The 11,599-nt window shown below is 55.8% G+C and carries 11 protein-coding genes; 10 read left to right on the top strand and 1 reads right to left on the bottom strand.

What is annotated here, in order from left to right; translation table 11 throughout:
• The first annotated feature begins 4 nt into the window (after nucleotides 1-4).
• From AGR1_RS23390 to AGR1_RS23430, 9 genes are all read left to right on the top strand, one after another.
• Nucleotides 5-955 (top strand): arginase family protein, encoded by a 951-nt coding sequence (locus AGR1_RS23390; RefSeq protein ID WP_149148395.1) that lies wholly within the window; start codon nucleotides 5-7, stop codon nucleotides 953-955.
• Nucleotides 952-1,302 (top strand): EamA family transporter, encoded by a 351-nt coding sequence (locus AGR1_RS23395; RefSeq protein ID WP_149148396.1) that lies wholly within the window; start codon nucleotides 952-954, stop codon nucleotides 1,300-1,302. The genes AGR1_RS23390 and AGR1_RS23395 overlap by 4 nt, the downstream gene beginning before the upstream one ends.
• The gene (locus tag AGR1_RS23400) at nucleotides 1,299-2,204 is read left to right on the top strand and encodes an alpha/beta fold hydrolase (RefSeq protein WP_149148397.1); all 906 of its coding nucleotides are present in this window, start codon (nucleotides 1,299-1,301) and stop codon (nucleotides 2,202-2,204) included. The genes AGR1_RS23395 and AGR1_RS23400 overlap by 4 nt, the downstream gene beginning before the upstream one ends.
• Nucleotides 2,182-3,345, top strand: a complete 1,164-nt coding sequence (locus tag AGR1_RS23405; protein ID WP_149148398.1) for a GNAT family N-acetyltransferase — start codon at nucleotides 2,182-2,184, stop codon at nucleotides 3,343-3,345. The genes AGR1_RS23400 and AGR1_RS23405 overlap by 23 nt, the downstream gene beginning before the upstream one ends.
• Nucleotides 3,342-3,740 carry an EamA family transporter gene (locus AGR1_RS23410; RefSeq protein WP_077983188.1) on the top strand — a complete coding sequence of 133 codons (399 nt, stop codon included), beginning with the start codon at nucleotides 3,342-3,344 and terminating at the stop codon, nucleotides 3,738-3,740. The genes AGR1_RS23405 and AGR1_RS23410 overlap by 4 nt, the downstream gene beginning before the upstream one ends.
• A gap of 213 nt (nucleotides 3,741-3,953) precedes the next feature.
• Nucleotides 3,954-5,333 (top strand): TolC family protein, encoded by a 1,380-nt coding sequence (locus AGR1_RS23415; protein ID WP_246669708.1) that lies wholly within the window; start codon nucleotides 3,954-3,956, stop codon nucleotides 5,331-5,333.
• Nucleotides 5,330-6,466 carry an ABC transporter permease gene (locus tag AGR1_RS23420; RefSeq protein WP_149148400.1) on the top strand — a complete coding sequence of 379 codons (1,137 nt, stop codon included), beginning with the start codon at nucleotides 5,330-5,332 and terminating at the stop codon, nucleotides 6,464-6,466. Before AGR1_RS23415 ends, AGR1_RS23420 begins: the two co-directional genes overlap by 4 nt.
• 3 nt (nucleotides 6,467-6,469) lie before the next feature.
• Nucleotides 6,470-7,183 (top strand): ABC transporter ATP-binding protein, encoded by a 714-nt coding sequence (locus tag AGR1_RS23425; protein ID WP_149148401.1) that lies wholly within the window; start codon nucleotides 6,470-6,472, stop codon nucleotides 7,181-7,183.
• Between the two features lie 4 nt (nucleotides 7,184-7,187).
• A complete protein-coding gene (locus tag AGR1_RS23430) occupies nucleotides 7,188-8,108 on the top strand; it encodes an efflux RND transporter periplasmic adaptor subunit (RefSeq protein ID WP_149148402.1) in 921 nt (306 codons plus the stop codon).
• Nucleotides 8,109-8,646: 538 nt separating this feature from the next.
• Here the strand turns inward: AGR1_RS23430 and AGR1_RS23435 are convergent.
• A complete protein-coding gene (locus AGR1_RS23435) occupies nucleotides 8,647-9,876 on the bottom strand; it encodes a DUF4238 domain-containing protein (protein WP_149148403.1) in 1,230 nt (409 codons plus the stop codon).
• Nucleotides 9,877-10,196: 320 nt separating this feature from the next.
• On the opposite strand from AGR1_RS23435, the gene AGR1_RS23440 reads away from it, so the two are divergent.
• Nucleotides 10,197-11,366: an ATP-binding protein gene (locus tag AGR1_RS23440; protein ID WP_149148404.1), complete on the top strand. Its 1,170-nt coding sequence runs from the start codon at nucleotides 10,197-10,199 to the stop codon at nucleotides 11,364-11,366.
• Nucleotides 11,367-11,599 lie beyond the last annotated feature (233 nt).

Raw genomic sequence — 11,599 nt, forward strand, 5'->3', positions numbered from 1 at the left:
TCTCGTGAATACGCTTCTGCTCCATCTCGACGATGCCCTACATCTGCAGCCAACCTTTGTTGATGCCGCACTTTCGGTGGGCGCGCGCGAGGTTGACGAACGACGCTGTGGGAGCGCCGTTCGTCTCTGGAGCAGGAGGGAGTCGCTCGATCTGTTGAAACCCAGCATCGCGCGCCCCGCCGGCGCGCCCGCGTCCCCTCGACTGTGTTTCCTTGGATCGGGCGACTTTCATCATGTCTCAGCAATGCTGATTGCCGAGGCGGCAGAAAGTTTCGATGGACCTCTCACCGTCATCCATATCGACAATCACCCTGACTGGGTCAATTTCGACAACGGTCTCCATTGCGGCTCGTGGGTCAATGAGGTTGCAGAACATCCAAATGTTCAAAAAATCATCACGCTTGGTGTCTGCAGCGATGACCTGCAATCGCCGGAGCGCAAAGGTGCTAACCTCGGCAATCTGGCTAACGGCAAGGTTGAACTCTACCCTTACGACCGCCTGCCAAGCCGCGTCAAACGCGCCTATGGGGAGAGCGTCAGCTACACTCAGGCGAGCAACCATCTCATCTGGTCGACAATGAAAAAAATGGGACTGGCGGCATTCAGAGAGCACCTGCTCTCGCGGATATTCACGTCCAATGTCTACATCACCATAGACAAGGATTGCCTGTCGCTGGACGACGCGATCACCAATTGGGATCAGGGCCGATTGCGGCTTTCCACGATCCTCAAGCTCTTAAGCGATATTGCGACGCGACATCGTATCGTGGGTGCTGACGTCATCGGTGATTATTCGACGCCGGTTTATAGCGGCACCCTGCTTACACGACTTCTGAAGCAGGGGGAAATCCTGATCGACCAGCCGTTGCGCGCCCCCGATGCGGTGATGACCCGCGATCGCAATACCATCACCAACCTTACGCTTTTAAGGTCTTTTTCGGACATACTGTCATGACGGACGGGCTCAGTAACACAATGCTTGCTCTCATTCTTTTCTGCGTGCTGACGGAGGCCGGCAGGGAAGTCTGCTTCAAACTGGCCTCGGCCAAGGACCGGCGCAACATTTATCTCCACCCCTGGACATTAACCGGGGTCGTGTTCTGGGGCGTAGAGCTCGTCGCCTGGACCTATGTCCTTTCGCACGTTCCGCTTTCCATCGCATTCCCGCTGATGGCCTCGAGCTATGCCGTCATTACCATCTTTAGCGCCATCCTTTTCAGGGAAACAGTCGGCCTGCGGCACTCGATCGGTGTTGCCCTGGTATCGGGCGGCGTCATCTGCGTGGGAGTATCGGGATTATGACGTTTTCTTTCGCCGGCTCACAATCCAGCCTATCCCGCCCCTTCCCTCAAGCTCCGGCAGACGAAAAGACGAAAGCGTTCAATCCGTCAAACGACGGTCTTTCCTTTTTCGAAGAGGGTACGAACGGCAAGGCCATCATGCTTGTACACGGCATGAGCGGCGCCCCTGCCGAAATGCGCCTGGTGGCACGACAATTCAGCCGCAGGGGTTATTCGGTTTTTGCCCCCCTGCTCGCCGGACACGGGCGTGGGGAAGCCGCCTTGCGGCGTTCCCGCTTTGAAGACTGGCTCGACAGCATCGCGATCGCCGCAGACTGGCTGGCAACACGAAGCGACACCGTCTTTTCCGCCGGCATTTGCGTTGGCGGAAAGCTTTCGCTGCTCGCGTCGCATATGCAAGCGTCCCCGATCAAGTCGGTCGCGCTCTACTCACCCTGTTTCCACTACGATGGCTGGAATGTTCCGCGCTATTACGCGATCCTGTCACCGCACATCAGATGGATCAGGCTGATACCCTTCATCGATCGTCTCAATTTCAGCGAAACGCCTTCCCTCGGCATCAAGGACGAGCGCCTGAGACGGATGATTGCGGCAATGGAAAATGAAGGCGTTCTCAGCCATTTTCCCGGACGGGGTCTCGTCGAGATGAATAGACTTGGTCATCATCTCAAGAAGCATCTGCCTCAGATCACCACGCCATCCCTCATTATTCATTCAACCGAAGATGACCTCAGCGGTCCCGATCACGCCCGCTACATCGCCGCAAAGCTTGGCGGCCCAAGAGCGCTGCATTGGTTGAACGACAGCTACCATATGATCCACGTGGACAGGGAACATCGCAAAGTCGCCGATCTTTCCGCCCGGTTTTTTGAGACAAAACATGCGTTTAGAAACCCGATTTGAGATTGGCGACGGCCCGGGTCTCAACTCCCGAAACCTCGAATTCCGGATCCACGAGACTCTTGTCGCCGTCGACAGGGATGCCTGGGATGCGTGCTTCAGCGCCGATATAGAGCGCTATGACTACTTAATGGCAGTCGAACAGTCCGGCCTTGAGGGCTTTGAGTGGCGGTATGCAACCATCAGCTATCACGGGATAATCATAGCTGCAGCGCCGTTTTTTCTATGCGATTACCGTCTGGAAACGACGCTGGAACGAGGACGGCTCACGTCCCTTGTCGAAGGCATCCGCAAAAGATTCCCACGCTTTTTATCGCTCCGGCTTGCCTGTATCGGCTCTCCCTGCACGGAGTGCGCGAGCATCGGAATGCACCCGGATATTCCCGGGGTTTGGGAAGCCGATCTGATAACTCATCTGCTGGGGTCCGCGGAAAGATGGGCGCAGATGTCGGGATATGGTCTGTTCGCGCTGAAAGACGTGCCGATGCCTCTTGGGCGGGCGCTTTCTGCAGCGGTTCACAGACGCGAGTTTGTTGCCATGCCCGGCTTACCAACAGCGTGGTTGCGCGTAGACTTTCCCGATATCGAGAACTATCTCGCTGGATTGTCGTCTTCGACACGCAAGGACATGCGCCGCAAATGCCGCGCAGCCTCCGAGGTAAAAGTGGAGAGAGTTACCGACCTTGGCAACATGTTGCCCCGCTTTCTCGAACTTTATCACGATACCCGCAACCGGAGTGAATGGCAGTTCGAAGAGCTGACGTCGGACTATTTCACCAGTGTCCTGTCCAATCTGCCCGAGAATGCGTTCTGCACCGTCTATCGTGTTGGCGACGAGATTCTCGCCTTCAACCTGCTTTTGCACGACCGCGACCGGCTCATCGATAAATTCTTCTGCATGGATGCTGTCAGGGGCAAACCATACAATCTCTATTATCTCAGCTGGTTCGAGAACCTGCGTTTTTGCCTCGAGCATGGGCTCACCCGATATCAGAGCGGGCAGGCCTATTACCAGAACAAGCTCCGCCTCGGCAGTATGCTGACGGCAAACTCCATGTTTTTCAGGCACCAGAACCCTGCTCTGCACACTTTGCTGAGATGGGTTTCCCCGCTTTTCAGTTCCGATGGATTGGACAAACAATGAAGGATCTGCCGACGCTTTGGCTCTCCATCCCCCTGTTGAATACGCTGCAGCAGATTTTTCTCAAGGAGAGCGCGGTCCATGTTTCAGGCGAATTCGGCGTTCAATGGTTGGTTAGTCTTGCCACATCGCCCTGGTTTATTCTGGCCATCATTGCCGAAATTGTCTGTTTCGTCCTGTGGCTGCGTGTGCTTGAGCAGACTGACCTGTCCAAAGCGTTTCCTCTTTCTGCGGTCAGCTATGTTTTCGTGCTCGCAAGCGCTTGGCTCCTCTATTCCGAACCGGTCTCCGCTCTTCAACTGGGCGGAAGTGCGCTGATCATTGCGGGTGCCTGGTGTGTGTCGACGGCACCGGAGGAAAGGGCGATACCGGCGTCCTCGACCAAATCTGCACAGTGACTGCGCGAAATCTTGAGCCTGCAATGGTCTTGGGAGGGGTGATGAATGCGGCGGCATTCATTCGAATTGTCGCATCTGCGACCGGCACTGGGGTCAACGGCAATTTTTCTGGGTAATGCGTGTTTCATGTGGTCCAAAATGAATAGGGTGCGTCGTGATAGCGTCGATCGTTCGAGGTCGAATTGCAATGTCGTCTTGAATCGGCATCGCTGGGTGCTCATTGCCCTCCTGCTGTCTTCTTGCCATCAGGGCGGACCGACTTTTTCGGACATCGCACCGGTAGAGTTCTCGCCGGTGGGCGCGCAGCGACCCAGCCCAAAAAGCGAATCCTGGTGGCTGGCGCTTAACGACAGTCAACTCAATGCCATCGTGGCGCGTGTAGAGCAGGGCAATCTCACCGTGGCGCAGGCCCGCGAGCGGCTGGCTGCCGCCGCCGCCATTTCACACTCTGCGTCTTCCGGCTTCCTGCCCAATGTCGGCCTCTCCGGGTCTGCAACGGGTTCCAGCAGCAGGACAAAGGTAGACGACATTTCCCGCCGTCCAGCTCAGCTTAATCTTGAGACCGGCTGGGAAATCGCTCTCTTCGGGCAAGATAAGCTCGCCCAGCAATCTGCCGATCTCGACCGCTACATGGCGGCGGAAGACGTAAATGCGGCAAAGCTCTCCGTCGCGGCGGAGGCCGCAACAAGTTACGTGCGTCTGCGGGCGCTGCAGCACCAGCGACGAAATGCCGATCTCCTTTCCTCCGCCAAAACAATAGCCAGGGATGTGGCGACCGTTCGGTCACGAAGCGGATTGGCGACAAGGCTCGAAGCCCAGTCGGCAACCGACGATAGTGCCGCGATGGCGCAACAAAAACGTCTCCTCGACAATGCCATCGCGGACGAAATCCAGCGCATTGCCTTGCTTCAGGGCGCGATGGAGGGTGATGCGGTACTATCGGTAGTAAAACCGCAACCCGTGGTTAGCAAAGCACGGGTAACGGCAGTCCCGGCCGATGTACTTCGGCAGCGCCCGGATGTCAGGAGGGCGGAATTCGCCGTCCTGAAGGCTGGGGCCGAAGTGGGAATTGCGAAGTCAGATCTTTATCCAAAACTTCACCTTTCGGGGATGATCGGTATCGGATCACCCGTCTCTGGGTCCATCTTCGGCATCATGGGCGGTCCGTCATTACAAATGCCCCTCTTCGACTACGGGAAACGGCTCGATGTCGTGGAGGCAAAAAAAGCGCAATTGCGTGAGGCCGTCGCGGCTTACCGACAGGCGGTTCTTGTCGCCCATGGTGAAGCCTCCTCGGCCTTGCGGGCGCTGCTTGCCGCGCGCCTGGAAACTGCCCGTGCAAAATCGGCGCATGCCACGGCTGAAAAGGGCTCAGCGGAGGCCCAATTGCTGTCCCGCGAAGGACTGTCGGACGCGTCCGTCCTTGCGGGTCGCCAACTCGCAGCCGCAGAAACCCGCCGTCAACTCACCGAAGCGATGAAGGACGAAGCGGAAGCCCTGATTACCTTTGCGAAAGCAACGGGCGGAAGTCTCGCCGCGGAGGCGTCGGGTATCGCAACCTCCCCTCATAAACGGAGGAAAAGCGGATCATGACGATCTCGATTGCGCGCAAGACCCTTCTTCACGAATGGCGCCGCTTTTTACCCGCGACAATCGCGATTGCCTTCTCGGGCGTCCTGATGACGGTCCAGGGTGCCTTGTTGCTGGGCATCGTGGGCGCCAATGGTCTTTACGTCACGCAATCCAAAGCCGAATACTGGGTGGGTTTTCCGGGAACGCAGAGTGTCGACCTAGGCCGCGCCATCCCGGCGAGTGTGGCGACAAATCTCTATGCCGAGCCGGCGATTTCGCATGTGGAGCCGGTCCTGTTCGGCTCCGGCGACTGGAGAGGCACCCACGGAGGCGGCGGTGTCAGCGTCACCGTGCTCGGCATCGATACGGCAAATAACGCCGAGGCCCTCGCGCGCATTATACCCATACCGCTGCGAAACGAATTGAGTGAGCCCGGCACGGTTGTCGTGGACATTGCGGACGCTTCGAAACTTTCTACCAAAAAGGGCGGTATTGCCGAGGTGAACGGGCGTTCGGTGCGGATTGTCGGCTATATCGATGGTCTTCGCGGACTGGGGGGCGTCAATGTCGTCGCCTCAAGGGAAACGGCCCGAAATCTCGATCACAGCCTGCCCAGCGACGGCGGCGCCACCTATTTCCTCTATGATCTCAAGCCGGGCACCAACGGCGCCGCCATACAGGCGCGCCTCAACAGCGGTACCGACATACGCCGCTTCGAGGTCTGGTCGGCTGAAGAACTCGCATCGATGACAACGATGTACATGTTGCTGGATTCGGGTGCGGGGATTGCATTCATTTTCGCGACCCTCATCGCCGTGATGATCGGTGCCGTCATAACGAGCCAGACCCTGATGGGTGCGGTGGCCGGCACGGTGCCTCAATATGCGACGCTCAGGGCGCTTGGCGTACCCTTCGACCGGCTTCGTTTCATCGTCATCGAACAGGCGGGCTGGGTCGGTCTTTTCGGTTTTATCATCAGCCTGTTTCTAAGCGTTGCAATCGCCCTGATGGCGGCGGTTTACCGAGTTCCCTTCGAACTGCGCTTCACCATCGTTGCTGCAGCCTCAACGGTGGTGCTTCTTGTCGCGGCTGTCGCCTGTCTTCTGGCAATTCATCGTTTGCGGGACACCGATCCCGCCACGCTTTTGAGGTGAACCATGCTGCCTGTCCTCAGCGCGCGCAATATCGGTAAGTCCTTTACAATACATAACATTCGCATGCAGGCGTTGTCGGATGTGTCGGTCGACATTTTCGCTGGAGAATTCACGCTACTGATTGGCCCTTCGGGCTGTGGCAAGAGCACGCTGCTTGCCATCCTCAGCGGCATGACGAAGCCAGACGACGGGTCGGTGAGCACAGGTGATGTCATGCTGTCTGCCTTAAGCGATGAAGCGCGGGACGAATTTCGCCTGAAGAATTGCGGATTTGTTTTTCAGGGGTTTAATCTTTTCCCGGGCCTCACCGCGGCCGAGCAGGTGCAGATACCGCTTGATTACATGTCTGTTCCCGCTGCAGAGGCCCGGGAACGGGCCGCAAGCGCATTGGCAAGCGTCGGCTTGTCAAAGAGAAGTCATCTACGGCCATCGGAAATGTCCGGCGGTGAAAAACAGCGTGTTGCGATTGCCCGCGCTATCGTCAAAAAACCCGCCATTCTCTTCGCAGACGAACCGACCAGCGCCCTCGACAGCGAAAACGGTCGAAACATTGTCGAGATTCTCCAGTCCATCGCAAAAGACTCCGGTTCGGCGGTGCTGTGTGTTTCGCACGACATGCGTCTCGTCAAGCAGGCTGATCGTGTCCTCCAGATGGAGGACGGACGCCTGCTCCGAGACATCAGGCCCATCTCCGGTAAAAGTTCCACAGGATCCTGAAGACATGAAATTTCTCCCTCGTATCAAACGTCCGGCAGTGACAACGGTTTCGGCTGGGATGATCGGCGTGGCGCTCTTGTATTTCACCGCACTTTCCCCAAACGCCGAGGAAGATACCGACCGGCCGGATCTGGTCGGTCCACCCATCCTGGCTGCCGCTAGGGGGGTCGTAGATATCCCGGGCGGTCTTCTGCGGGTCGCCTCCCCCCGCGATGGCATCGTTGCGTCCCTGCTGGTCAACGAGGGTGACCAGGTCAAAGCGGGGGACGTCATGGCGGTACTCGATTCCAGTCAGGAAACGTTATCGGCGAAGATCGCATCGGAGGAAGCTCTGCAGGCCGAAGAGCAACATAATCTTCTTCAGATGAAGATGAAAAACCTTTCTCGCCAGGCAGATCGGGTCAAACGCGCCGCAGCGGGAAATGCCGTCTCGGACCAAGCTCTCGATGAAGCCATAGCAGCCAGGGACAATCTCACCGGCGAACTGAAGGTGGCCGCCTCGGTTCTCGCTGCCGCAAAGATGCGGCGCGATATCGCCGCCCGCGAAGTCGAAATACGAACAATCCGCGCTCCGGTCGACGGTTTCATCATCAGGCAGGGGATTAAAGTCGGGGAATTTGCCGCCGCCAGCGGCGCGACGGAGATGTTCACCATCCTGCCGGAAGGCCAGAAGATCGTCAGGGCGGAAATCCCCGAGCAGTTTCTCGACAACGTCAAACCCGGTGTGCCTGTTGAGGTGCTTGCAGAAGACAGAACGGGACTGGCATATGAGGGTCGCATCAGCCGGATTTCTCCCGTTCTGATGCAGTCAACCGGGATGCCCGGCGAACGCAATGACATTCGCACAGCGACCTCCATCGTGATGGTGGGCCACGACGCTCCGTTCCGGGTAGGGCAACGGGTCATTATTCGCGTCTACAAATAGGTCGCGCTACGACGGTCGTGACGATCTGGTGTGGTAACTTCAAGGACCTTCACGCCCGCGGCCTGCATATATACCAAGGCCCGAGATGCTGACGCATCCTCGCCTTGAAGAGATTGCAAATATCTCAAATGCATCAGACGCTTGAGATATTTGCAAAAGGAATACCAAGAGTCATACTCAATGATTCTTGGTATTACTGCTCCACAAACGCGAAAAGCCCCACGTCGTCGATCGACTGCGGGGCTTTGGTTTGGATGCCGATTTTGGCCAGTAAGTCTTTGTCAGACTTGGACAAATAGGGAAGTATGTAGGAATTGGTTGCGGGGGCAGGATTTCATCTTAACTTGCGATCGTCGCAACCGCCCAATGACGTACTAAAAATTCTTCTTACCGGCGACCGGAGCGGCCTATTCCGTGCAGTAGCGTAACGAATTTCACCTTGGCAAACGAGTCCAAGAATGGAAATCATCATATTATGCAATGAACAAGGATATTGGCCGAATAACTATCAGATATAACCTGACGATGCTCACGATGCTCACGATGCTCGGCGCAGGAGCTTTCGCCTACCACGTCGTGCGCTCTTCCGCAGCCACGGGCCGACTTCGTTCTCATGCGGATGGTCGGCGACAAAATCCCAGAAGTCAGACAAGGTAATTTCCTGTGTGGTGGCAATCCTGGCAAAGTCGTCGACGATCACCTCCCAAATCGGGTCGCGGACGAACGAACCGATGGAACCGTCGTCGTGATAGCGAGGTCGGCTGCGAATACGGACCGCGCGCAACCGAATGTCTTTGGGTAGAGATCCGCCCGAAACGAGAACAAGTTCAGAGGACACTCCTTCAGATGGTGGCGCGAATTCATCCTTGTCTGTCATCTTCCAACTTGAACTGTCGCCGACGCGTTCGGCTCGAGTGAAATTTGCCAATGCAGTTCCGGCCCGTGAAATGCGCATTATGGAATCAAGGTCATCGGCAGCAAAAGAGGAAGGAAAGTAGACGTTCTTGTGCGCGTTCAACCACTGAAGCTCGTTGAGTGCTACAACCTCGTCACGTCTTTTCAGTCGGATGACGTTGCCATCGGCATCCGCTCCGTAGACGTTCGGGTCATGTAAGAGCACAGCGAAGCAAGGCGAAAGTGGCATCAACATTTGCAGACCGGCGCGAGTGATGCCGCCCATTCGGCGGGGCTCTCTGACTCGTCCGAACCAGTTTGTCTGCACAACAGGATTGTCGGCAATGATAAACGGGATAGACGTCTCGTTGATGATCAGGAACTGCTTCAAATCAAAAAGGATAGGGCACATCGCCAAGGTTGTTGCAACGTTGTGATTGGCGGCATCCTTGAGCCCGATCTTGACCGATCGGAGTGCTTCCTCGCTGACCCGACCGTGCAGCCAAAGGCGAGCCATTTTTTCAGCCATGTTGTTGTACTCTTCCTCGGCCCGCAGTGTTCGCGCCTTCTGAAGTGCAAGCATCTGTACGATGCTCCAGCCATCGCTGTCCTCGATCAAACGACTCTTGATCACCTTGCGGATCAGTTCTGCGTGTGAACCTTCCAGTTGACCGAGCGCCTTTTCGATCAGAAGATTCTTACCGTAGAAATAATCGACATAACATTGATCCGACAACGACGCACCGCGCACAACTTTGCCGCTGGCGATGTTCACCAGATTGATCTGACGTGGCTTCTTTTTGTTTTCGAAATCAACCGCAAAGCGTCGTAGCAATGACTTCGGCACATAATGCTGGCGTTTATTGTCGGCCATTTCGCCCCTTTCAAACTGCGCCGCGCAGGTACGCGCGAATTCTCAAGTTAGGTTCCAGCACCGAGCTTTTACAGAGCAGCGGATCTGAATCCTTCGCTGGTAGGCTAGGCGCTGCTCAGACAAAATGGCTCCGCACCGCAACCCGCCGCTACCGCCGCAAATCCCGCAACCAAAAAACGCTGGAGCGAACTCAAAACCGGATAAAACTTGGGGGCAAGGTCAGATAAGAACGATGGATAACCCTACTCGCTCATAATCATGTTGACTTCCGGGCACCGTTTAGACAGCTGCTGGAAATGCCGATCAAATTGGAGAGTTAAGTGCTCGACTTGAATTCGCTGACAGATCTGGAGAGCTTCTTTGCGGACAATCCTGCTGAGAGTGTCGGACTCGAATACAAAAGTTCAAAAATCCTCGCAAAAGGGGAAATCGGCCCGATTTGCAAAGGAGTGAGCGCTTTCGCCAATTCAGCAGGTGGAACCTTCGTCATAGGAATTGATGCGAAGGACGGGCGGACAACACTCGACGACGGCTGGCAGGGACAGTCTAAATTGGACTGGATTTATCGCGCTATTAACAGCGGCACGTTCCCCGCGGTTGAGACCGCGATCGTAAAAGAAGTACAGGGCGAAAGCGGGAAATATTACGTAATTTCCGTTGGCGTCAGTAAGGACGCGCCGCATCAAGGGCAAGATAATCGCTACTACAAACGCCGAGGCTCTCACAGTGACCCGATGGAGCACTACGAAATTGAGGACGTACGAAATCGTCCTAAAGGTAAGGGATCACCCCTAGAGATTAGCCTCTTTCCAGAGGGGCTGCTCGCTTCCTTCAAGGTGCGGAATATTTCCGAATCTGATGTTATTGACCACCTGAAGATATCGGTCGAAAGCAACTTCACATTAGATCACGATTGGATAAAGGAACTTTCAGTGAGAGGCCTTCGTCAGCTTCGCCCGTCGGTAGAACACGTATTTATTCTGGACTCGTTTTATTCAATGTCGAAGGAGACGAATGAGCCTGAGATAAAGATCACCGCCACTTTCGAAGTGGCTGGTCGGCATGGTCGAGTAGCTTCCACGTTCTATCTCGCCGACTATATGAGTGCCTCGGTGGTCCGGTCGCCTGTCGTACGGGCCATCGATGATGTCGGTGAAAAGGTCGAGCGAGTAGCAAAATCGTTTGAGCAGTTCGGTCGAGACAGCAAAGCCTTTGTGAATGCTGCAGTGGATGGCAGTGGCCTCCGGCTTTCACAGCGCACGATTAAAGGGCTTCTACGTAACAATCAGCTCTTCGATCCTATGGAATTCGACTGGGACGGATATCGAATTTTGCTCGATATCTCAATCGACGAGGCCTTCAAGTTGCACCATGTGTTCGGCGTCATGATGAGAAGCGCTGAGCGCGAGCATGAATACAGGGCGCTCCCGGAACCTCTTCGGAAGAAATTCGAGACCCTGTTCAAGGTAGATTTCTCCAATAGCGATTGAAGTTTTGACCTGTGCATCGAGAGGTTTTGAGCGGAATCTAACCATCGACCCGCTCATCAGTTTTTCTAAGTAGTTGAAAATCAGCCCTCGGCGGAAGATTCTCAGCCGGCGTGACATCAACCCTCATGGTCAAACCTCCTCGATGCCGCTTTTGAGATAAAGAGTTGCCGTCCCGTTTGGGAGGGTAAAGACGCCGGAGGCTACGGAAGATGGTGCGCCTCCGGCACTTGGTC

The sequence above is a fragment of the Agrobacterium sp. B1(2019) genome (assembly GCF_008274755.1).
Classification (GTDB): domain Bacteria; phylum Pseudomonadota; class Alphaproteobacteria; order Rhizobiales; family Rhizobiaceae; genus Agrobacterium; species Agrobacterium salinitolerans.